Genomic DNA, 24855 nt, shown 5'->3' on the forward strand with positions numbered 1-24855 from the left:
TATTTATGAAAATAGCAGTACCTAATAATGGTAGTATAGTGAATCAGCATTTTGGAATGAGCAAAAGTTTTGTAATTGCAACTGTAGAAGATAAAAAAATTGTAAGCATTGAAGAATTAGATGCAACCCAGCTTGCACATCAACATCAAGGTTTAGCAGATCTACTAAAAAAAAGCGGAGCAACAGTAGTTATTACTGGAGGAATTGGTGGAGGTGCAATTAGTGGCCTTGTTCAAAACGGCCTTGAAGTAATAAAAGGTGCCTCTGGAGAATATAAAGATGTACTACAGGAATATATTAATGGAACATTAGAAAATAAAGATGTAACTTGTAATCATCATGGAGAACATCATCACCAATAAAGATAAAAGTATATATTACTATTAATGCATTATACGTAATATATACTTTTTTTGCGCATAAATCGCTAATATTCCATCTTCGTAGGAGATAATTTAATTATCTCATTTTCTAAAATCATCCCAGTGTACATTACAGGGTCTTTAGCTGTTGAAAATGGTGGTGCATAAGCTAAATCAAGGTGAAATAAATCTTGTACCTTAGCCCCAAAGGTTATTGCTGTGACAAAAACATCAATTCTCTTGTCAACTCCACTATTACCAACAATTTGTATACCAAGTAATCTACCTGTGTTTTTATCTGCAACTCCTTTGATAATCATCTCCTGCCCACCATAGTATGTTGCCTTATCAATCTTTATATTATGACAAACTACTATTTCATATCCTTCCTTTAATGCTTCCTTTTCGCTTAACCCAGTATACGCAATAGCTTTATCAAAAACCTTGAAAATTCCAGTTCCAAGTATACCTCTAAATTCAAGGTTACCGCCGTTTAATGCTTCCCCTACTATTCTTCCTGTTTTGTTTGCAGTTGAACCAAGCGGTCTATATATATTCTTTTCCGTTAAACATGAATAGCTTTCTGAGCAATCTCCACAAGCATATATATCCTCAACGCTCGTCAACATCTTCTTGTTAACTTTAATTGCTCCCGTTTCACCGATTTCTATTCCCGCATTTTTAGCAAGCTTAATATTAGGCTTAATTCCTACAGCACAAATAATAAAATCCGTTTCTATTTTATTACCACTACTTAATATTACTTTAGTACTAGAGATTTCACCTTCAATAGCAGCCACACTATCCCCCAGAACAAGCTTAATATCCTTTTCCTTTAAGTATTTTTCAACATATAATGCCATATCACTATCCATTGCTGGCATAACTTGAGTTGCAAGTTCCACTATAGTAACATCAATACCTAATTCCTTAAGGTTTTCAGTCATTTCAAGTCCTATAAACCCAGAACCAACAATAACAACTTTCGATGGATTATTTTTATTTATAAAATTCTTTATTTTATCGGCACTTTGAACATTTCTCAAATAAAATACATTTGGCCTGTCAATACCCGCAATATTAGGAACTACAGCACTAGCCCCTGTCGCAATAACAAGCTTATCAAACTCCTCAAGAAAAATCTCATTAGTTATTAGATTTTTTACAGTCAATTTCTTTCCTATCGCATCTATATTTAATACTTCATGCCTTGTAAAAATATCTACATTATACTTTTTCTTAAAGTAATCAGAATCTCTTGGAACTATCTCTTCTCTATCCTTTACTTTGTTCCCAATATAATATGGAAGTCCACACCCTGAGTAGGATATATCCATATCTTTCTCAAAAATGATTATTTTGGCCTGATCATCATTTCTTCTTGCCTTTGCCGCAGCGGATGTTCCAGCCGCAACTGCACCAATTATTACAATTTTCATCTATTTTACCTCCCTTATCTCATAAAATAATTTAAATTATATTATTATCAAATAAGAACTTTTTATCTTCCATTATTTCCTTATAATCACCATCTCTGATAATTGTGTGATCCTTTGAAAATACAACAACTCTCTTAAATACCCCTTCTACATACTCAAAATCATGAGTTGAACACAATATAGTTTTTCCAGCCTCATTTAATTCAATCATTAATTTTTTTAAAAACCTTTTAGACTCAGGGTCTAGTCCATTCATAGGTTCATCAAAAACAAGTACATCGGGATTCATTACAAGTACAGAGGCTATAGCTATTTTTCTTTTTTCCCCTCCACTTAAGTGGTAAGGCTGCCTATCTTTTAAGTTATCAACCTTTAATAAATTTAATATATCTTCAACTCTAATTCGGACCTCATCCTCTGGCATATTCATTTGTCTTATTCCAAAAGCTATTTCATCATATACATTTGAACAGAATAGTTGTACTTCTGAATTTTGGAATACAAATCCTATTTTTTTATGAAACTTCTTTAAAAACATATCATTTTGAAGGTGTTTTGAGGTTATTTTGAGTCCTTCGAACTCGTAGCTTCCACTATCTGGATTAACTAACCCATTAATTAATTTCATAAGTGTTGATTTTCCACTTCCATTTGGTCCAATAAATGCTACAGACTCACCCGCATTAATTTTAATATTTACATTTTTAAGTGCTGGCACTCCACAATCATATGAATAATTAATATCTTTTAACACAATCACTAAAATCACACCCTAACAAAATAAAAATATGAAACTATAAAACCTATATCAATCATAATACATAACATATCATTTAATCTAAACTTTAACTTGCTATGTAATTTATATTCTCCTGTAAATCCCCTACATTCCATTGCTCCATACATTTCCTCAGCCATTTCTTTTGACTTTATAAACATAGTGCCTATTATTCCTGATATCGAAGTAGTCTTATTTTTGTTTTTCCCAACCGATCTTAATTTAAGAGCATACAACATATTTAATGAAAACTCTCCAAAAATAATTATATACTTTATAGTAATATCTAAGACTAAAATAAAAATATCTGGTATAAAAAATAATTTTAATGTCTTAGTAGTTTCATCCCATTTAGAAATAGATGATGTAATATTAACTACTGTAATTGTTGTGAGTGTTTTAATTATTAGTAATACACTGTTATTTTGATTTCCCATAAGTATAGATGGCAAAAGAACAATAAGAGTAAAAATTGCAACTACTACTGCCATTCTAATTATATGATTTATTTCTTTCGCTGTAAGCACACTAATAATAAGTAATAAATATACGTCTACTATTATTAAAAACCCAAAACTTCTAGATAACGATACCATTATTATTAATATAATTGCTGATATAATTTTAGTTATAGCATTTATATTGAATCTATTAGATTCAAATTTTGACCCATATTTAAATTTTGACAGCATCTTCAAAATAGTTAAGATACTCTTGTTGATAAAAGTATTTTTCTCCTCTAAAGGAATATAATCATCTTTTTTCAATAGCCATTCTGGCATTTAAAACTCCCTCTTTCCGTGGCCTCTCTTAATTCTACATATAAATATTCTACACTGAATACATGTATATTACAACCACCTTGGGATATCAAATTCCTCCTATATATTATTATATAAAACAGTATATTTACAATTTTTACTGGTATAATTATTAATAAGATAATTATATAATATTACTATTAATTTTTTATAAGGAGCAAAGTATGGATAACTACGAAGAAAATGCACTAAACGAATTAATTTTATGGCAAGGTAAAATGAAAAAGAAACCATCTTCTACAAGTGGCATTGCCAAAGGTATACAAGATAAGATGAATAACTTAATGCCTGATAAAATTCAAAATATTATTAATACTTCAATAGAAAACATGGCAAAACTAGTTCTAGTTGGTTCTGAATACACATCAAAACAACCAGTATTTAATACAAGTCTTGAAGATCGCGAAATTCTTGCGAAAAAATCTATTGATTTTTATAGAAATGCTGCCACCGCATCTGGAGCTGGAACCGGAGCTTCTGGCCTTATAGTAGGCCTTGCAGATTTCCCTATCCTTTTAAGTTTAAAAGTTAAATTTTTATTTGAATTAGCTAGCATATATGGTTTTGATGTACGTGATTACAAAGAGAGATTATATATTCTATACGTTTTTCAGTTAGCCTTTTCAAATGATAAAAGAAGGATAGAAATTTATGATCAAATTTCTAACTGGGATAGTTACGTTAAAGATTTACCTACTGATGTAGACTCATTTGACTGGAAAACTTTCCAACAAGAATACAGGGATTATATAGATTTGGCGAAAATGTTACAACTTGTTCCTGGAATTGGCCTAGTTGTTGGTGCGTATGCTAACTATAAACTAATGAATAAGTTATATACTACAGCTGTTAATGCTTATAGGCTAAGAGTTTTTAAGAAATGATTGTTTTAGAACACGCACTATATTAAAAACGACTCTCAAATTAACTTATCTAATTTGAGAGTCATTTAATTTATTTATTTAATATCCTATTTTAGATTTTCAACTAATACCTGAAAATATCCTAGTGGATGTTTGCAGACTGGACATATTTTCGGAGCATCTGTACCTTCATATATATAACCACAGTTGTTACATAACCAGTTTACTGGCGTTTCTCTATGATATATAGTATCGGTTTCTAAACTAGTTAATAACGCCTTAAATCTTTCATCATGATGTTTTTCTACTTCAGCTATTTTTCTAAATGCAAGAGCAATTTCAGGAAAACCTTCTTTTTGTGCAACCTCCCCAAAGCCTGGATAAATTTCTGTCCACTCTTCATTTTCTCCATTTGCTGCTGATAATAAATTTGCTTTGGTATCTCCAAGCCCTACAGGATAACCTGCATTAATTTCTACTGATTCACCATTTAATTCTTGATTTAAAAATTTAAAAAACTGTTTAGCATGAGATAACTCATTGCCTGCTGTTTCTGTAAATATATTAGATATCTGTATGTATCCTTCTTTTTTTGCAACAGATGCATAATATGTATATCTATTTCTAGCTTGTGATTCCCCTGCAAAACCTCTCATGAGATTCTCTGCTGTCTCTGTTCCCTTTAACATTTTCATGAAATACCTCCTTGTTTTCTCGATCGAGAAAATAGTTATATTAACTAGTATTGCCCAAATAACATATTTTCCTTCATCAAAAAAATATTTCTTTAAATTAGTCCACTTAAACAATAAAACCACCATGATATTAGCTATAAGCTAAATCATAGTGGTTTCAATATTAATTATAGTTTAGAATGCAGGAATTACAGCACCTTTATATTTATCTTCAATGAACTTTTTAACTTCTGGAGAAGTTAAAGCCTCTGAAAGTGCTTTTATATAAGGTTTTTCTTTATCTTCTGTTTTAACTGCAAGTACATTTGCATAAGGTGAATCTTTTGCTTCAACTGCTAATGCATCCCCTAAATTTAATTTAGCTTCTATTGCGTAATTAGCATTTATAACTGCTGCATCTAAATCTGCTAATACTCTTGGAAGTTGTGGAGCTTCTAATTCAGTTATTTTAAGATTCTTTTTGTTTTCTGTAATATCAAGTTTTGATATAAGATCGCCAGCTTTTAATTTTAAAAGTCCTGCTTTTTCAAGTACTCTAAGTGCTCTCGCACCATTTGTAGGATCATTTGGAATAACTATCTCAGCTCCATCTTTTATATCGGCAATTGTTTTGTATTTAGAAGAATATAAAGCCATAGGCTCAATATGAACCTTTACAGTATAAGTAAGATCTAATCCTTTTTCTTTACTGAATGTTTCGAGGTACGGTACATGTTGAAAGAAATTAGCATCTAATTGGCCTTCAGCAAGTGCAGTGTTTGGTATTACATAGTCAGTAAATTCGACTATTTCAAGAGTATATCCTTCTTTTGCAAGTAATGGTTTTACAACCTCTAATATTTCTTTGTGAGGCACTGGTGATGCACCTACTTTAATTATTTTTTTGTCAGTTACAACCGCTTCTTTTTTCGCACCGCATCCGCCTAATGCGAAAACTACAACTATTGATAATACTAAACTTAATATTTTTTTCATTTTTAAATCTCTTTTTTTCATTTTTAAATCCCCCTTGTATTCTTGTATTAGTCTTAATAGTATTTAACTATTAATCATTTGTTATTCTTTTTTAACTTATTATAATAAAACTTCCATCTTAACTATTATTCATCACCAAAGAGTGATGCGCATCACCCAAAGTAATGAATAAATCATAATATGAAAATCTATTTAATCATTTTCCTGTACAATATATTACCTAATACTTGTATTATCTGAACAAGTAAAATTAATATTACAACAGTGTATATCATAATATCCACCTTAAATCTATAATATCCATATTTTACAGCTACATCTCCAAGACCTCCACCACCAATTATTCCAGCCATTGCTGAGAAGCCTATAATGTTTATAATGATTAATGTAATTCCAAGGACCATAGCTGGCATTGCTTCTTTTACCATAACTTTAAATATAATTTGGTATGTTTTTGCACCAAATGATTTAGCTGCTTCAATAATTCCGTAATCAACCTCTAAGAGTGCAGATTCTATTATCCTTGCAGTAAATGGAGCTGCTCCAAGTGTTAGTGGAACTATAGCTGCAGTAGTACCTATAGTTGTTCCAACAATAAATTTTGTTAAAGGAAGTATAGATATCATAAGTATTATAAACGGGAATGACCTGAGTATATTAATAACTAGATTCAAACTTTTATAAACCAAATGATTTGGACGAAGTCCTTTAGGACCAGTTACGATTAATCCTACTCCTGAAATAAATCCTAAAATTACTGCAAAAATTGTTGATAATGTTACCATATATAAGGTATCTATTAGTGCTGGCAATAAAACTTCTTTAAATAACATCTATACTCCCTCCTTCGCATCATTTATTTCTAAATCATTTTTAATCTCTACATTATCGCTAAGTTCCCAAGCTATAAATTTCCCATCTAAATAGTTTGTTATTTTATCTCTATTTTGAGATGATACGTTTATTATAAGACTTCCCATTACATTATCTCGGAATTTTTCAAGTCTACCCCATACTATTGAGAAATCAATATCAAGTTCCCTAGCAATTTGAGTTATAAGACAACTCTGAGTAATCTCTTTTGTAAAAAATATTTTTATATTATGTCCTGAACTTGGCAGTAATTCTTCCTCGCCAATAAGTATTTTCATTTCTTTTGTTGGCCTAATAAATAATTCATCCGTAGTTCCGCGGCTTTTAATTTCGCCACCTTCTAGGAGTATAAATTTATTACAAATTTCTTTTACAACTTCCATCTGATGAGTAACTACAATAATTGTTATATTAAATTTATTGTTAATATCTCTTAAAAGCTGCAATATTGATTTTGTAGTTTTAGGGTCTAATGCAGAAGTAGCTTCATCACAAAGTAATATCTTTGGATTAAGCGCTAAAGCCCTTGCAATTCCAACCCTTTGTTTTTGACCTCCACTAAGTTGTTTTACATTGCTATAAACTTTATCATTAAGTCCTACGAGCTCTATTAAGCTATCCACTCTTTTTTTAATGAAACTTTTATCATTTCCCCATACTTCTAACGGAAAAGCTATATTCTCAAAAACATTTTTGCTATTAATAAGGTTAAAACTTTGAAATATAATGCCTACATCTTTTCTAAACTCTCGAAGTTCTTTTACGCTTAAGTCCTTAACACTTTTGCCCATTATATTAACGGTACCTTCATCGTATGTTTCAAGACCATTAAAACATCTAAGCAAAGTGGATTTTCCCGCACCACTGTGACCAATAACTCCATAAATATCACCTTTTTGCACTGTAAAGGAAACATCATTTAATACTTTTACATTTGAAAAACTTTTACTTACGCCCTGAACTTTAATCATGATATCCCTTCTCTCTTTTAATGCTTATACTTCATATATTAATAGAATTTACAAGCAACTAATTATTTTCATAAAAAAAATAGAACCCAAGAATAAACTCGAGCTCTAAAGCCAACTTTATTCTTATCTTACAGCATATTAATATAGAGATACTATATATTGCTGCAGGATTTAACACCATATATCATACCTGATACTGGTTGTCGGGTTTCATCGGGCCATTCCCTCCACCTCTCTTGATAAGAGATATTAAATTTTAATTTATAGTCATATAAAAAAACAAAAAACCTCTTTCACCATTATAGCTAATGATGAAAGAGGTATAAAATTTCAAAGACACCTCTCTCATCTTCCGCTAAGGCTATGCACTTAACGCAGGAATTAGCACCTATTCAAACAAAACTTGTCTGATGGTTGCCGAGGTATCATCGGGCCGGTCCCTCTACCTCTCTTGATGAGAATTAATTGATTTATTAAATTAGACTCATGATATCACTATATTAAAGCAATGTAAAGAAGAAAATTTATTAAACCTATCATTAAACTTTAACCTCTTGGAGCATACATAATTATAAGTGCTCCAATTACTGCTATAGTGCCACCAATTAAATCAAATTTATCTGGGATTATATTTTCAACTTTAAAGCCCCACAAAATACCTTTACCTTCACGTAGCCACATCCATATTAGGTATCCCCCACCTATTTCAAATACTCCCGCTAAAACAAATGATTGATTTATAACTTAAGATATTCGACAAATTATATTATATTTACTTAATATTAATCCTTTATTTACATACACGAAACATATTTCGCCATTATTCTCGTTATATGCTTTATATAATATGATACAATATTATATAATAACGATTTCAATTATATTATTTGTCGAGTATTGTCAAATTTAGGTTATAAACGTCATATTATTTTAAGGAGCTAAAGATGAAATTATTAAAGAAAGTACATATGATTTTTTTTATGCTTATATTAATTTCTATAATTTCTATAGCAGCATACGTAAAGTCCCCATCTATGTTTGCAAAAAATAAAGTCCAAACATCTCCGACCGCCCAGGTTAAAAGCGATTTATCACAAATCGATAAACAAAAAGAATTAGAAGATAAACAAAAATTAGAGGAACTAGCTAAAGTTAAAGAGAATCAACTAATTGAACAAAGAAATAAATCAGAAAAAGATGCCGCACTTAAGAAGCAGAAAGAATTGGAGGTAACCCAACAATTGGATGCAAAGAAAAAATTGGAAGTGCAACAAAAAACTAAAGCGTTAGAGGAACAAAAAAAGCTAGAAGAGATAAAAAAACAAGAAGTAGCTGCCAAACAAACAAAATCAGTCCAGCAAAAACAAATAACTTCTTCTAAAAAAGAGACAAGCTCTATTAAAGCTACTCCGGTTGCAACTCCTATTGCAGTACCAAAACCTAAATTATTGATAGATAAGATAAGTGGCAAGGGAAATGCTCAGCAAGCTATAGTTGTTACTAGTAATAGCCCTGGAAGCGTATCCGTAACCATCACAACATTTGAAAAAGTTAATGGAACCTGGAAACAAGTTTCCTCTTTTGCTGGAAATATAGGAAGGACCAGTTTTACCTATAATAAAGTAGAAGGCGATGGACATTCACCAATTGGTATTTTCTCGCTAGGAACTGCATTTGGTAGATATGTTAGCCCTGGTACTTCGATGAACTATAGACAATCTACAACCAATGATTTTTGGGTAGATGATGTTAATTCACCCTTGTACAACACATGGCAACAAGGTCCCGCAAACAATCGATGGAATTCTGCTGAAAATATGTATATCCCACAGTATAACTATGGATTTGTAATAAATCATAATACAAGTTCAAGAACACCAGGAAAAGGATCTGCTATATTCTTTCACGTTTGGTCAGGACCAGGACAAGGAACCGCAGGCTGTACTGCAGCTGCTCAGAGTAATGTGATAAGCACTTTAAAATGGTTGAATCCATCTAAAAGTCCCATAATAATTCAAGGATCAATGTCAGATGTACTAAAAATGTAGTATATTTATAAATTTATCATAGAGGACAACTTATGCATATACCTCTATGATAAACCCTATTTCGTCCATTTTGCTTTGCCTTATAAAGGTCCATATCAGCGGTTTCTTTTATACTATGTAAATTAAGTGTTTCATCTGGATACATTGCAACTCCAATAGACACTGTGATATTTATAAATTTATTTTGACCTATAGTATATTTATGTTTCTCCACAGCATCATTTATTCTTAGTGCTATCTCAAATGTTTGCTCTTTAGGACAATCAAGTAATAAGATGCAAAATTCCTCTCCCCCAACTCTCCCCACAATATCAAACTCCCTACAATTCTTTCTTAATACATATGCTAACTCTTTAAGTACTCTATCTCCAGTAGCATGTCCATAAGTATCATTAACTTTCTTAAAATGGTCAATATCTATCATAAGACAAGATAATTTTTCTTTATTCATCAAAACTCTTTCAAATGCCAGGTTAAGTATTTTATCAAATTGTCTTGTATTATAAAGTCCTGTAAGAAAGTCCTTTGTAGACTCTTTTTTATATACTCTATATAACTCATTTGATTTGTGAACATAATTCAATAACAGATACTCCACTATGCTCGTAAATATTATTAGTAAAGAGAGTCCAAAACATATTATTTCAGCATTCCCTAAATTCCTTAGAAGGTAATAGAAAGTTGGAATCAATATAATTAATGAAATTAAAGTTTTTGTAACCCACTTCTTACATTCAGATTTAATTTTAATATCAACTATATGAAAAAATATTATATATAATATTATTTGAATAATCGCAGCAATACTAGATATATTTATTCCATATTTAACTGTGCGATATCCCCCTATAATAATTCCTGAAACTATAGTAGGTACAATACCACCTATATATGAAACTATCATTATTGCAAAAACTCGTAAATCAAGTATTGTTGTAGTTCCGTTAACTTCAATAGCATATATCATAAGTAGAATTCCCATAAGCCCTCCACAAAGCCCTAATAGTATCCTACCATACAATGTGCTTACCATTATTTTTGGTATCTCTTTTAAAATATGCCCACCTATAAAAGTAATGGCTATAAGTAATATAGTATTTATGAATAGATCATTTATCAATTTTACACCTCTTTAGTTCATTTATCCCGACGCAGATTATAGTATACTTTATCATTTTCATCTATATTAATTTACTATATTTTTATTAATATTTCATACATTTCTAAACATTTATGTTACAATATATTATGATAATCTAGTATAAAAGTTTTATTTAAATGTAAATGGTAATTGAAGCGTTTTTTTATAAAACGTTATCCATTTTATATTATAATCTTTAATGGTTAAAATGTAAAATATTTATATTATAAATACATAAACTAGCTACTTTTTTAATACTATAAAAGAGACACCTAATGCCTCTTAAGTATACCTTATTCGCTTAAGCAATAATAAAAAAAGGAATATCCCCCCATAACTAGAATTATACTTATGGGAGTAAACTATAAATCAAACCACTTGCAACAACTCCATAAAGCGTATATATGAACCATAGTGGTCCAAGCCTTAGCTAAGTCAATTTCTTTTTTTGAAGATTAACGAAAGTAGGAGATAATAATGGAAGATAATAAAAACATAGAAGTCAAAGAAACAATAAAAGTTAAAAAGCAGTTGTGGAAAAAAATTGTTAAAGGTTTATTGATATTTTCTGCAATAATGCTTATTTCAGCCACAGTAGTCTTAGGTTATGTTTCTTTTAAATATGGTGATAGAATAAAGGCTACTATAAAAGATGGTAACACTGTAGCTCAGACTATAAACAAAACTGCCTTTAACAGCAGAAAACCAACGCAATTTTATGATAGCGATGGAAAATTATTAAAAGAATTTAATACAAATACTTACTATTATACAAAAGTAGATGACTTAAATCCATACGTAGCTGATGCTGTTACTTCAATAGAAGATGAGAGATTTTATGAACATCATGGTATTGATTACAAAGGTATAAGAAGATCCGTTTGGGTGTATGTAAAATCCAAAGGGTCAACTCTTCAAGGTGGTTCTACAATAACTCAGCAACTTGCAAGAAATGTCTTTCTTACATTTGATGTAACCTTATGGAGAAAACTTGAAGAAGCAGTTATAGCTCAGAAATTAGAAGAAAGGTATTCAAAATCAGAAATATTAGAGTTCTATGTAAATAACGTAAACTATGGAAACGGCTGTTATAGTGTTGAAAGTGCCGCGCAATACTACTTTCAAAAGTCCAACACTGACTTAGATTTATCTCAAATAGCCATGCTTGCAGCAATTCCGAATAATCCCTCCTTTTATAACCCGACTTACAATCTTGACAATACAATAAAGAGGAGGAACCTAGTACTTTCTAAAATGCTTAGTTTAGGAAAGATTTCACAAAACGATTATGATATAGCAAAGGCAGAAGTTATAAAATTAAATATAAAAAAATCTGTAAAATCTGAACCTATTGATTACAGCGTTCAATATGCAGTTCATAATGCAACCTTAAAATTAATGGAGCAAGATGGTTTTGTTTTAAAATATAATTTCACTAATGATACTAATCGAAAAACTTATTTTAAAAAATATAATGCTGAATATGCTATAAAAGAAAAACAGCTACTTGCTGGAAGATATAGAATTGACACATCTATTGATAGTGCAAAACAAGAAAAATTACAAGTTATTGTAGATAATCAGTTGCAAAAATATACTGATACAAATAACGCTACAGGTTTATATAAAAAACAAGGTGCAAGTGTTACTATAGATAACACTACAGGTGAGGTAGTAGCTATTGTTGGAGGTAGAAGTCAATATGGTAACACCTTTAATAGAGGCTTTTTAAGTGTAAGACAGCCAGGTTCTGCTATAAAACCATTAGTAGCATATACACCTGCATTTGAAAGAGGATACATTCCAGAAAGCGAATATGAAGACAAAGAAATTGAGGTATTAAGTAATGGTAAGACAGTCCATATTAATAATGATGACTTTAAAAACCGTGGTCAGGTATCTTTAAGATATGCTCTTGAAATATCTATAAATACTGTCGCTTATAGATTAGTAGGTGAAACAGGCGTTCAGAAGTCACTAAATTATCTTCGAAATATGCAGTTTAAGTATATAACTCCACAAGATACCAACCCTATTATTGCTATAGGTGGTTTTACAAAGGGTGTTACCCCTGTAGAAATGGCTTCGGGTTATTCAACCCTCTCAAGAAACGGTACATTCATAACGCCAACTAATATTCGTAAAATAACCAATACGGTAATTAATGAAGTGTTATTCGAGAATAAACATGCACAAACTAAAGTATATGATAGTGGAGCTTCTTATCTTATGACAGATGCTTTAAAAGGAGTATTAACTAATAGCCATTCAACAGGAAGTGGATTATCTCTTAGTAACTATCCGTACGCTGCAGGAAAGACTGGAACTACAGATAAATCTAAAGATTGTTGGTTCGTAGGATATACCCCTTATTACACAACATCCGTGTGGGTAGGAAATGATATCCCTGCTCCCCAAAATATGTTCGGAGCTAATGAACCTGGACGTATCTGGAAAGAATATATGCAGTACTTACACAAAAACTTAGAGCAAAAAGACTTTACTCGCCCTAATACAGTAGTTACCAATCGTGGGATATTAATGAATACACTTTTTGTTAAATTAAATCCAAATGGTAAAATAGCTAAAACTGAAAAAGAAAAATTAAAAGAACAGGCTGATAAAAATGCGAGAGCTGCTGCAAAGCAAAAGGTAATTGATGATGCAAAAAATGCAAGCAATGCTGCTGCAAAAAAAGTAATTGATGATGCTGCTCTAAAAGCAAGTGCTGATGCAGCTACGCAAAAAACAATTGATGATGCTGCAAAGCAAAAGGCAATTGATGATGCCGCAAAACAAAAGGCAATTGATGACGCTGCAAAGCAAAAGGCGATTGATGATGCTGCAGCAGCAGCCGCAGCTGCTGCTGCTCAAAAGGCAATTGATGATGCCAACGCTTCAAAGACCAATTAATGAAGTATAAATGAAACCTAACACAACCGAAAACTAAAGAATATTTTATATTAAAAAGGGGAATCCATTATTATAATGGATTCCCCTTTTTACTCTACTTATTACTTTAAATCTTAAACTTATTTACTTCATCAAGCATTCCACTTGTCATAGCACTAAGTATTTTCGCCGCCGTTACCACTTCGTCTGTAGCAGCATTCATTTCTTCTGAGGATGCTGAAATCTCCTCTGACGATGCTGATACTTCAAGAGCAACTGACGACACTTCCTCAACCCTAGTTAAAATAGAATTTTTATCCTGATCTATATCCTGGGCAGAATTTTTCACAGTTTCTATTTTTGGTATTACCTCATTTACTGATTCTATAATTTTTGTAAAAGATATAATTGAATTGTTTATAATATCAACTTGGTTTATAAGTTCATCATCCATGCTAAGAGAATCTTGAACTATAACATCAGTGTCCTTTGATATCACACTAATTAATTTGCTAATATTTTCTGATGATACTTTTGATTGCTCAGCAAGTTTCCTTATCTCATCTGCTACAACAGAAAATCCTCGTCCTGATTCTCCTGCTCTTGCTGCCTCAATAGCAGCATTTAATGCTAATAGATTTGTTTGCTCTGCAATACTATTTATTATATTAGTTATATCATTTATTTTATTTATGTCTTTTCCAAGCCCAATGATTTTGCCGTTAAAATTCTTAAATGAATGACCAACTTTTGCAACAGAATCATTCAATTTATTCATATCACCGCTGGACTCATTTGCTCTTAAACTAATTTCTCTAGAAGTTGAATCTACAATTTGTATTTCACTAACCATTCTAGACAACTTATTGCTAAATTCATTAAGAATATCAGTTACATTTATTAAATCCTCAGCTTGACTGCCGGTTCCTTGTGCGATTTCATTAATTGCAAGAGCAACATTTTCTGATGCACTGGAAATCTCATCTGCAACTGACGATAAGTTACCTGATTGTACATTAACATTTGAAGAATTTTCTTTTATTGTGTTAATCATTTCTCTTAGTGACTCTTGCATTGTTTGCATCGACTTAGTCATATCCCCTACTTCATCCTTTAATTTTAGATATTTAGGAGAAACTTCTTGAGTTAAATCACCTTTCGCTAATAGATCCAAATGTTTTGACGTTGACTTTAAACCTTTAGATATATTACTTGCGATTATATAAACTACAACAAATCCAATTAATATAAATATTATGGATGATATTATAATTGATATCGTAAGGCTATCCATTTCAGATAAGATCTCAGAGCTTGAAACTACAACTGCGACTGACCACTGAGTTCCACTTACAGGCGCATATCCTACATATTTTTCTATCCCATCGAATTTATATTTATCTATTCCAGTTTTCCCTTGCGCCATCAACTTTTCAATATCCGCTAAAGCTAATAAGGAATCATCTTTTTTAGCTTCTTCAATAGCATTATACATTTTAAGCACTAAGTCTTTATTGCTATGTGCAATAGTTGTTCCATCCTTTGTTATCATAAATGCATTACCGGTTTCCCCAAATTTGACCTGATTTGTTAATTCACTTAATTTATTACTGTCTCCAGTTGAAACCAGCACTCCATCAACCTGATTATTATTTATAATCGGCACTGCATATACCACTACTATTTGTCCATTTGCTTTACTTTTTAATGGATCGGATATATTATTTTCACCAGATAATGCTTTTTGAAAATATTCCCTGTCCTTAACGTTAGTACTTGTTCCATCGGTATATTTTATATCACCATTTTTATCTGCAATACCCATCTTTATGTTTCCACTTCTTTTAACTTCTTCTGAAAAAACTGGCATTTTCTTTTCCATTGAAATTTTAAGATCTTTTATATCATTCCTTGCCGCTATAACCTCTAATGCATTTAACTGGCCTTCAAGTCTTCCTTGAATGTTACTTGCTGATTGCTGCGCAATTTTTGGTAGCGTTTTTCCTAGATTTGAAGTTAGTGCCTTATTTGAGTTTATGAAAGATACTATTGCGAGTCCTAAACACATAACCCCCATTAATACTCCTAAGGATAATAATAGTTTTGATTTTATACTTTTCATACTTTCCCCCTTGTTAATTTATTATAATTTAATATATTATATATATTTCGTTATAATAACTTAATACTTTATGTTATTATACAATATTAGTCTATATTTTTATCTTTTTACAACATTATTTTCAAAAATAAAGGGAAGTGCTAAATAAAAATGCACCTCCCTTTCCTTAAATTAAATATATGATTTAAATCTTAAACTTATTTACTTCCTCAAGCATTCCACTTGTCATAGTGTTAAGTATTTGTGCTGCCGTTACTACTTCCTCTGTAGCAGCATTCATTTCTTCTGATGATGCTGAAATTTCCTCTGATGACGCTGAAACTTCAAGTGCAACTGACGACACTTCCTCCACTCTAGATAAAATAGAATTTTTATCTTTATCTATACTATCAGCTGAATTTTTTACAGTTTCTATTTTAGGTATTACTTCATTTACTGATTCTATAATTTTTGTAAAAGATATAATTGAACTGTTTATAATATCAACTTGGTTTATAAGTTCATCATCCATACTAAGAGAATCTTGAACTATTACATCAGTGTCCATTGATATAACACTAATTAATTTGCTAATATTTTCAGATGATACTTTTGATTGCTCCGCAAGTTTTCTTATCTCATCTGCTACAACAGAAAATCCTCGTCCTGATTCTCCTGCTCTTGCTGCCTCAATAGCAGCATTTAATGCTAATAAATTTGTTTGCTCTGCAATACTATTTATTATATTAGTTATATCATTTATTTTATTTATGTCTTTCCCAAGCCCAATGATTTTTCCGTTAAAAGTCTTAAACGAATGTCCAACTTTTTCTACAGACTCATTTAATTTATTCATATCTCCACTGGACTCATTTGCCCTTAAACTAATTTCCCTAGAAGTCGAGTCTACAATTTGTATTTCACTAACCATTCTAGATAACTTATTGCTAAATTCATTAAGAATATCAGTTACATTTATTAAATCCTCTGCTTGGGTGCCAGTTCCTTGTGCTATTTCATTAATTGCAAGCGCAACATTTTCTGACGCACTAGAAATTTCATCTGCAACTGATGATAAATTCCCTGATTGTACATTAACATTTGAAGAATTTTCTTTTATTGTGTTAATCATTTGCCTTAGTGACTGCTGCATTGTTTTCATTGAATTAGTCATATCTCCTACTTCATCCTTTAATTTTAGATATTTAGGAGAAACTTCTTGAGTTAAATCACCTTTCGCTAATAGATCCAAATGTTTCGACGTTGACTTTATACCTTTAGATATACTACTTGCAATTACATATACTACAACAAATCCAATTAATATAAATATTATGGATGATATTATTATAGATATTGTTAGACTATCCATTTCAGATAAGATTTCTGTCTTTGATATTACAACTGCCACTGACCACTGAGTTCCTTTTACAGGAGCATATCCTACAAATTTATCTACCCCACTAAACTTATATTGATCTACTCCTGTTTTACCTTCTGTCATCATCTTTTCAATGTCTGCTAAAGCTACTAAAGAATCATCTTTTTTTGCTTCATTAATGGCATTATACAATTTAAGTACTAAGTCTTTATTGCTATGCGCTATAGTAGTTCCATCTTTTGATATCATAAATGCATTACCGGTTTCTCCAAATTTAACCTGATTAGTTAATTCGCTTAATATATTACCGTCCCCTGCTAAAATTAATACTCCTACTACTACATTATCATTCTTAATTGGAACTGCATATACCACAACTATAGATCCATCTGTTTTACTTACTATTGGATCCGATACACTATTTTTTCCAGACACTGCAGTTTGAAAATATTCTCTCTCTTTAACACTTGTATCTTTGTCATCAGTAAATTTTGCGTTCCCATTTATATCAGCAACACCCATCTTTATACTACCATTTCTTTTAACTTCCTCTAGAAGAAGAGATCTTTTATTTTGCCATGGGTTTTTAATATCTTTTATATCCTCATCTGCTGCTATAATCTCTAATGAATTTAACTGACCTTCTATTCTACCTTGAATGCTACTTGCTGATTGTTCCGCAATCTTAGGTAGTGTTTTTCCTAAATTTGATGTTAGCGCCTTATTTGAGTTTACGAAGGATACTACGGCGAGGCCTAAACACATAACCCCCATTAATAATCCCAATGATAATAATAGTTTTGATTTTATACTTTTCATCATTTTTATACTTTCCCCCTTTTATTGATTTACTTCCATTTCATCTAATAAAGTTTATTTATAATTTAAATATTATTAAATAAACTTCGATGCACATTGTATATAATTCGTTATAATAATCTAATACTTTACATTATTATGTTATATTAATTTATATTTTTTATTTTTTCTCACTATTTTTTTATGTTCAATATAAATTATTCTATTAATATACATATTTATCAAACCACTGTGGATAGTTTTATTACTAATTTCATTATATTTTAAGGTTAGTCGCAGTTTATGTCATGCTATACTCTAATAATTAAAAGTTACAATTATATTATAAAAATAACCAAGTCCTAGTGCTATAATGTATCATGTGGTAAACTATGTAATATAACCAATTTTTTCATAATATCCATCTGTTAATGGAGGAATATATAATGAGTATAATATCCAAGATAAATGTAGTTTCTAGAGAACTTCAGATAGTAATAAATAGTTCTGGGATTATAACTGAAATTACATCTAATTGTTATGATATATTAGGTTATACTGATGTCGAAATGATTGATACTAACATCTCTAAGTATTCAAAGTATACTTTTGATAAATCAGTTGAAACAAAAAATTTTAGCGATGAAATATCACGGAAAGACGGTATAACGCTCTTTTTTGCTATATCATCCACTACTTTAATAGATAATGAAAATAAAACCTCTCATATTCACCTTTCACTTATCGACATTAGTAAATATAAAGAATTTAAAGACCGAGAAGAAATGATGTTTAGGATGTTTGAACGTGCTAAAGATATTATCTGTAGCTTTGAAATTATACCCGAACCAAAATTCACATATTTAAGTCATTCTGTGGAAAGTATTTTAGGTTATACTGTCGAAGAATATTTAGAAAATCCAATGTTGGTTTTTGAAATAGCACATCCAGATGATTATCAAATACAACTATCAAAAACAAATGCTAAAACAGACTTTTCAAAGTTGTTCCAAGTAAGACTTAGACATAAGAAAGGTCATTACTTATGGGTAGAAGATTACATAATACCTACTTATAACAACAATGGACAACTTGTTGCAATTGAATCAATCACCAGAAATATTCAAGAAAAAAAAGAATTAGAACAAAGACTTGAAAAATTAGGATATCATGATAATTTAACTGGATTATTCAGCAAAAATTATTTATTAAAAGAAATGGATATGTTGAATAACAAGATACATGTTCCAATCGCAATACTTGTATGTGATTTAGATAAATTGAAATATATCAATGACTCCTTAGGTCATTCAACCGGTGACATCCTTATAAAAAATACGGCAAAACTCCTATTATCAACATTTAATAGTAATCACATAGTTGTAAGGACCGGTGGAGACGAATTTGTTGTTATTATGATGGACATATCTTGTCATGAAGCTAATGGCCTTTATGCTGAGTTTCAATTAGCAATAAAACTTCATAATGATAGTAATAAGGATATGCCTATACATATATCTATTGGACGTGCTTATTCAGAAACATCACTTAATGTTATGCAACATACTTTAGATATTGCAGACAGTAATATGTATAAAAATAAAAGACAAAAAAATCTATATAAAAATCAGTCAGAAGGGAATATAAAATGAGTCTAATACCTAATAGAACTATATTTTCTAGAGAACTTCAGATAGTAATAGATAGTTGTGGAATGATAACTGAAATTACATCTAATTGTTATGATATATTAGGTTATACTGATGTAGAAATGCTAGATACCAACATTTGTAAGTATTTAAAGTATACTTTTGATGACTTGGTTCATATCGAAAGTACTAATGCTGAAATATTAAGTAAAGACGGTATAAAAATCTTTTTTGATATATCATCTAACCATATAAGAAATAATGATAATAAACATTATCTTGTTCACCTTTCACTTATTGATATTAGCAAATATAAAGAATCTAAAAACCGAGAAGAAATGTTGTTTAGGATGTTTTCACATGCTAAAGATCTTATCTGTAGATTAGAATTAATACCTGAAGTAAAATTCACATATTTAAGTCCTTCTGTAGAAGATATTCTAGGCTATAGCTTAGAAGAATACAAGAAAAACCCTATGTTACCCTTTGAAATAATACATCCAGATGATCGCGAAATACAATTATCAAAGGTAGATAGGAAAACAGACTTTTCAAAACTGTTTCAAGCAAGATTTAGACATAAGAAGGGTCATTATTTATGGCTTGAGGATTATATCATACCCTATTATAACAAAGAAGGACAACTTGTTGCAGTCGAAACAATTACAAGAAATATCCAAGAAAAAAAAGAATTAGAAATACGCCTTGAGAAATTAGGGTATCATGATAATTTAACTGCATTATTCAATAAAAATTATATGTTAAAGGAAATAGATTTGCTAAATAATAAGATAAATGTACCAGTTGGCATACTTGCTTGTGATTTAGATAAATTGAAATATATTAATGACTCCTTAGGTCATTCAAAAGGTGATATCCTTATAAAAAATACGGCAAAACTTCTATTATCAACATTTAATAGTAATCACATAGTTGTAAGGGCCGGTGGAGACGAATTTGTTGTTATTATGATGGACATATCTTGTCATGAAGCTAATGGCCTTTGTTCTGAGTTTCAAGTAGCAATAAACCATCATAATGATGGTAATAGAGATATGCCTATACATATATCTATGGGACGTGCTTATTCAGAAACATCACTTAATGTTATGCAACATACTTTAGATATTGCTGACAGTAATATGTATAAAAACAAAAGACAAAAAAAGCATGTGCAATATCTTATGGGTCAAGCGAATTAATTCCCCCAGTTGTAAGTTGGGATAATATCATGATAATTGCTATAATCGTAAAACTTATCATTCTCAGAATAAAAAATGAAGGTATGCAGGTGATTATTCCCGCATTCCTTCATTTTTTTGTATTTATTCATACTTTATTATTTATTCAACTGTTACCGATTTTGCAAGATTTCTTGGCTTATCAACGTCGCAGCCCTTTTGAATTGCCATGTAATAAGCTAATAATTGTAGTGGAATTACTGATATTACTGGTGCTAGTATATCAATTACCTTCGGTATATAAGTTACTGAATGAACTGATTTTTCTATTTCAGTATGACCTACTGGTGCAAAAGCAAATACTTTTGCTCCTCTAGTTGCTAGTTCCTTTATATTGCTTACCATCTTGCCAAACAGCTCTTCTTGAGTAGCCATTGCTATAACTATGGTACCTTCTTCCATAAGTGCTATGGCGCCATGTTTAAGCTCTCCTGCGGCATATGCATCTGAATGGATATATGATACTTCTTTAAGTTTTAATGAACCCTCCAGTGCAACTGCATAATCAAGTCCACGTCCTATGAAGAACATATCTTTGTGCATATAAGTTTTAGCTGTAAATCTCTGAAGCGTTTCTTTGTCTTTTAACATTTCTTCAGCTTTTTCTGGAAGCTCTAACATTGCTGCTTTTATTTCTTCAATTTCATCCATACTCATAGTTTCTTTGTTCTGAGCAAAGAATAGAGCGATTATATACATTGCTATAAGCTGAGTTGCATAAGCCTTAGTAGATGCTACTGCTATTTCTGGTCCTGCCCATGTGTATAGTACATCATCTGCTTCTCTAGAAGCTGCGCTACCTACAACATTAGTTACAGCTATAACTCTTGCACCCTTTTGTTTTGCAAGTCTTAAAGCGGACATTGTGTCTGCAGTTTCTCCTGATTGACTAATAACTATCATTAGTGTATTTTTATCAATTATTGGATCTCTATATTTAAACTCAGAAGCTATATCTAATTCTACTGGTATTCTTGCAAGTTTTTCTATAACGTATTTACCTACAGCCCCTGCATGGTATGCAGTTCCACAAGCAACAATATATATTTTATTTAAATTTTTAATTTGCTCTGTAGTTATATTTATATCATCAAGAGTTATAGGCTTTCCTAATACTATTCTTGAAGTCATTGTATCTCTGATTGCTTTTGGTTGTTCATGTATTTCTTTTATCATGAAGTGCTCGTATCCGCCTTTTTCAGCTGCAGCTGCATCCCAAGTTACATGAAAAACTTCTTTATTTATAGTTTCGCCTTCAATATCAATAAGTTTTATACCATCATTTGATATAACAACAAATTCATTATCTTCTAATAGATATATTTCTCTTGTATGATTCAATACTGCTGGTATATCTGATGCTACATAAAATTCATTATCTCCAAGTCCTACTATTAATGGACTATCTTTTCTTACTGCTACTAATTTATCTGGTTCATCGCTACATAATACCGCTATAGCATAACTACCTTCCATTTTAGTAGTGGCCTTCATTACCGCATCAACTATATCACCTTTGTAATAGTAATCTACAAGGTGTGGTATAACTTCAGTATCAGTTTCAGATACGAATTTATATCCTTTTTCAATTAACCATTCTCTTAAATGAATATAATTTTCTATAATCCCATTATGAACTACACTAATAGTTTCTTTTTCATTAGTATGTGGGTGAGAATTTTCATCTGATGGTTTACCATGAGTAGCCCATCTTGTATGTCCTATCCCAACATGTCCTTTAAGTGGTCCTTCTAATAACTCAGCTTCTAAATTTGCAAGTCTTCCCTTGCATTTAGTAACACTTAACACTCCATTATCTATAACTGCGATTCCTGCTGAATCGTATCCTCTATATTCCAATTTTCTAAGACCCTCCACTAATATTGGTTGAGCCTCTTTATTTCCAAAATATCCAACTATTCCGCACATATTCATCTTCCTCTCTAATTTAATATTGCACAGCAAACACAGTATATACTTCTCACCCATTTTTTCTAAATTAAAATAGTATTGGAAATACTCATATAATTTTTTATATGAACTCCTTGCACTACATAATTATAATCATGAATGTAAATATACTAATTCACCAGGCACCCTATGGTGCCATAATATTTTTAAAGGTTTTAACACCAGATTGAAATTGTTACGAAAATCACTTCTCGCTTTTATCAACCATTAACGGTAGTGCGCTACCGTGGGGCATCCGCCGAAGATTCGATACTCCCCATCCTCGTCAACTCATAATGTAACTATCAAGTTACATTTTAGTCCTGGCGCTTTTAATTCTTCAACCACTATCCTCCTTCTCTTGAATTATATAATAATCTATTCTTAAATAGAAAAACTGAAAACTTATGAACCTTTCCCATAAGCTTTCAGTCTATTATATTCATTTTATGGTACAAACGTCAATGTTTTTAACAATAAGTTTATAAAATTGTAACTTTATTTACGCGTTTGCCTTTTGTTCAATCATTTTAGCAAGAGAATGAGCCATTTCATCCAATTGACTTTGTACTTTACCTTCAAGCATTACTCTTACTAATGGTTCTGTTCCTGATGGCCTTATAAGCACTCTGCCACAACCATCCAATTTTTCTTCTATTTTTCTTATTTCTTCTACTATTTCACTATCAGTTTCATGTATATCTTTTTTACCTGTTGGTACTGTTGCATTAACTAATACCTGTGGAAGCTCTGTCATCATTGATGCAAGTTCTGATAGTGGTTTTCCAGTTTCTTTAATTACAGTTGCAAGTTGTAGTCCTGAAACAAGTCCATCACCTGTAGTATTAAAGTCTAAGAAAATTACATGGCCTGATTGCTCTCCTCCAAGGCTATATCCTTCTTGTTGCATCTTCTCAAGCACATATCTATCTCCAACTTTAGTTTTTACAGTAATTATTTTCTCTTGCTTCATTGAGATATCAAGACCCAAATTACTCATAACTGTTACAACTACTGTGTCCTTAGTTAATTTGCCTATGCTTTTTAAATGTTTTGCACAAATGGCAATCATAAAGTCGCCGTTTATTAGATTTCCTTTTTCATCCACTGCTAAACACCTATCTGCATCACCGTCGAAAGCTAATCCTAAATCGCAATGATTCTCTTTAACAAATGCCATTAAATGCTCAGGATGAGTTGATCCACAATCTTTGTTTATATTAATTCCATCTGGATCATTATTAATTACTAAAACTTCTGCGCCAAGAGCTCTTATAGCTTTTACTGAAGTGATATATGAAGCTCCATTTGCACAATCTAGAGCTATTTTAAGTCCTTTTAAGTCACCTTCAATAGTAGATTTGGCGAATTCCATATAATCCTCAACTGCATTATCGTTAACCGTTTTCTTACCTAAATCTCCTGCTATTGGAGATGGTACATCTTTAAAACCATTTTCTATAACTGCTTGAATCGTATCCTCTAATTCATCTGATAATTTGAATCCATTTTTATCAAAGAATTTTATTCCGTTATATTCTACCGGGTTATGAGAAGCTGAAATAACAATTCCTGCATCTGCTCCGTATTTTCTTGTTAAATATGCTACTGCAGGTGTTGGTACTACACCAAGACATATAGCCTCCGCTCCTACAGATAAAATACCTGCAACCATTGCTGCTTCTAACATATCTCCTGAAACTCTTGTATCCATTCCTACTATAATTTTAGGTTTATGCGCTCCATCGGTTAGTACAAAAGCCCCTGATCTTCCTAATTTATATGCAATTTCTCCTGTTAATTCTGTATTTGCTATACCACGTACTCCATCTGTTCCAAACATTCTACTCATATTTTTCTACCTCTTTCATCTATAT

The 24855-nt window shown here is 31.0% G+C and carries 19 protein-coding genes and 2 riboswitches; of the genes, 6 read left to right on the forward strand and 13 right to left on the reverse strand.

Annotated features, from left to right (window positions below):
- The first annotated feature begins 5 nt into the window (after positions 1–5).
- Complete coding sequence (locus KPL55_RS08920; protein WP_216306367.1) at positions 6–362, forward strand: NifB/NifX family molybdenum-iron cluster-binding protein; 357 nt, start codon at positions 6–8, stop codon at positions 360–362.
- A 65-nt stretch (positions 363–427) separates the two neighbouring features.
- Here KPL55_RS08920 and KPL55_RS08925 read toward each other — a convergent pair whose 3' ends face one another.
- The 3 genes from KPL55_RS08925 to KPL55_RS08935 are packed head-to-tail and all read right to left on the reverse strand — an operon-like array spanning position 428 to position 3361.
- On the reverse strand, positions 428–1801 hold the full coding sequence (locus KPL55_RS08925) for an FAD-dependent oxidoreductase (RefSeq protein ID WP_216306368.1): 1374 nt from the start codon (positions 1799–1801) through the stop codon (positions 428–430).
- A gap of 31 nt (positions 1802–1832) precedes the next feature.
- Entirely contained in the window at positions 1833–2561 is a 729-nt protein-coding gene (locus KPL55_RS08930) for an energy-coupling factor ABC transporter ATP-binding protein (RefSeq protein ID WP_216306369.1), read from the reverse strand.
- Between the two features lie 5 nt (positions 2562–2566).
- A complete protein-coding gene (locus KPL55_RS08935; RefSeq protein WP_216306370.1) occupies positions 2567–3361 on the reverse strand; it encodes an energy-coupling factor transporter transmembrane component T in 795 nt (264 codons plus the stop codon).
- A 203-nt stretch (positions 3362–3564) separates the two neighbouring features.
- On the opposite strand from KPL55_RS08935, the gene KPL55_RS08940 reads away from it, so the two are divergent.
- On the forward strand, positions 3565–4284 hold the full coding sequence (locus KPL55_RS08940) for an EcsC family protein (protein ID WP_216306371.1): 720 nt from the start codon (positions 3565–3567) through the stop codon (positions 4282–4284).
- 86 nt (positions 4285–4370) lie between these two features.
- On the opposite strand, the gene rbr is transcribed toward KPL55_RS08940, so the two are convergent.
- The 5 genes from rbr to KPL55_RS08965 all read right to left on the reverse strand — a co-directional run bounded on the left by rbr (position 4371) and on the right by KPL55_RS08965 (position 8518).
- Positions 4371–4958: a rubrerythrin gene (gene rbr, locus KPL55_RS08945; RefSeq protein WP_216306372.1), complete on the reverse strand. Its 588-nt coding sequence runs from the start codon at positions 4956–4958 to the stop codon at positions 4371–4373.
- A 174-nt stretch (positions 4959–5132) separates the two neighbouring features.
- Positions 5133–5954 carry a MetQ/NlpA family ABC transporter substrate-binding protein gene (locus KPL55_RS08950; RefSeq protein WP_216306373.1) on the reverse strand — a complete coding sequence of 274 codons (822 nt, stop codon included), beginning with the start codon at positions 5952–5954 and terminating at the stop codon, positions 5133–5135.
- Positions 5955–6121: 167 nt separating this feature from the next.
- A complete protein-coding gene (locus KPL55_RS08955) occupies positions 6122–6766 on the reverse strand; it encodes a methionine ABC transporter permease (RefSeq protein ID WP_216306374.1) in 645 nt (214 codons plus the stop codon).
- Positions 6767–7777, reverse strand: coding sequence for a methionine ABC transporter ATP-binding protein (locus tag KPL55_RS08960; RefSeq protein ID WP_216306375.1), 1011 nt, complete (start codon positions 7775–7777; stop codon positions 6767–6769).
- A 120-nt stretch (positions 7778–7897) separates the two neighbouring features.
- Positions 7898–8023: riboswitch (SAM riboswitch) on the reverse strand.
- A 96-nt stretch (positions 8024–8119) separates the two neighbouring features.
- A riboswitch (SAM riboswitch) is annotated at positions 8120–8238 on the reverse strand.
- Between the two features lie 85 nt (positions 8239–8323).
- Entirely contained in the window at positions 8324–8518 is a 195-nt protein-coding gene (locus KPL55_RS08965; RefSeq protein WP_216306454.1) for a YnfA family protein, read from the reverse strand.
- A 203-nt stretch (positions 8519–8721) separates the two neighbouring features.
- Here KPL55_RS08965 and KPL55_RS08970 point away from each other — a divergent pair, with 203 nt between their 5' ends.
- Positions 8722–9825 carry a L,D-transpeptidase family protein gene (locus KPL55_RS08970; protein ID WP_216306376.1) on the forward strand — a complete coding sequence of 368 codons (1104 nt, stop codon included), beginning with the start codon at positions 8722–8724 and terminating at the stop codon, positions 9823–9825.
- Between the two features lie 16 nt (positions 9826–9841).
- Here KPL55_RS08970 and KPL55_RS08975 read toward each other — a convergent pair whose 3' ends face one another.
- Complete coding sequence (locus tag KPL55_RS08975; protein WP_246599364.1) at positions 9842–10945, reverse strand: GGDEF domain-containing protein; 1104 nt, start codon at positions 10943–10945, stop codon at positions 9842–9844.
- Positions 10946–11443: 498 nt separating this feature from the next.
- Here KPL55_RS08975 and KPL55_RS08980 point away from each other — a divergent pair, with 498 nt between their 5' ends.
- A complete protein-coding gene (locus tag KPL55_RS08980) occupies positions 11444–13879 on the forward strand; it encodes a transglycosylase domain-containing protein (protein WP_216306377.1) in 2436 nt (811 codons plus the stop codon).
- Positions 13880–13985: 106 nt separating this feature from the next.
- Here the strand turns inward: KPL55_RS08980 and KPL55_RS08985 are convergent, their stop codons facing one another.
- Complete coding sequence (locus tag KPL55_RS08985; RefSeq protein WP_216306378.1) at positions 13986–15980, reverse strand: methyl-accepting chemotaxis protein; 1995 nt, start codon at positions 15978–15980, stop codon at positions 13986–13988.
- Between the two features lie 184 nt (positions 15981–16164).
- Positions 16165–18159: a methyl-accepting chemotaxis protein gene (locus tag KPL55_RS08990; RefSeq protein WP_216306456.1), complete on the reverse strand. Its 1995-nt coding sequence runs from the start codon at positions 18157–18159 to the stop codon at positions 16165–16167.
- Between the two features lie 425 nt (positions 18160–18584).
- On the opposite strand from KPL55_RS08990, the gene KPL55_RS08995 reads away from it, so the two are divergent.
- A complete protein-coding gene (locus tag KPL55_RS08995; protein WP_216306379.1) occupies positions 18585–19790 on the forward strand; it encodes a sensor domain-containing diguanylate cyclase in 1206 nt (401 codons plus the stop codon).
- On the forward strand, positions 19787–20989 hold the full coding sequence (locus tag KPL55_RS09000) for a diguanylate cyclase domain-containing protein (RefSeq protein ID WP_216306380.1): 1203 nt from the start codon (positions 19787–19789) through the stop codon (positions 20987–20989). Before KPL55_RS08995 ends, KPL55_RS09000 begins: the two co-directional genes overlap by 4 nt.
- 141 nt (positions 20990–21130) lie before the next feature.
- On the opposite strand, the gene glmS is transcribed toward KPL55_RS09000, so the two are convergent.
- Both glmS and glmM read right to left on the reverse strand, forming a co-directional pair.
- Entirely contained in the window at positions 21131–22957 is a 1827-nt protein-coding gene (gene glmS, locus KPL55_RS09005) for a glutamine--fructose-6-phosphate transaminase (isomerizing) (RefSeq protein WP_216306381.1), read from the reverse strand.
- Between the two features lie 523 nt (positions 22958–23480).
- Positions 23481–24830, reverse strand: a complete 1350-nt coding sequence (glmM, locus tag KPL55_RS09010; RefSeq protein WP_216306382.1) for a phosphoglucosamine mutase — start codon at positions 24828–24830, stop codon at positions 23481–23483.
- Between the last annotated feature and the right edge of the window lie 25 nt (positions 24831–24855).

The organism is Clostridium lacusfryxellense (assembly GCF_018861735.1).
GTDB classification, from domain to species: Bacteria; Bacillota; Clostridia; order Clostridiales; family Clostridiaceae; genus Clostridium_AD; species Clostridium_AD lacusfryxellense.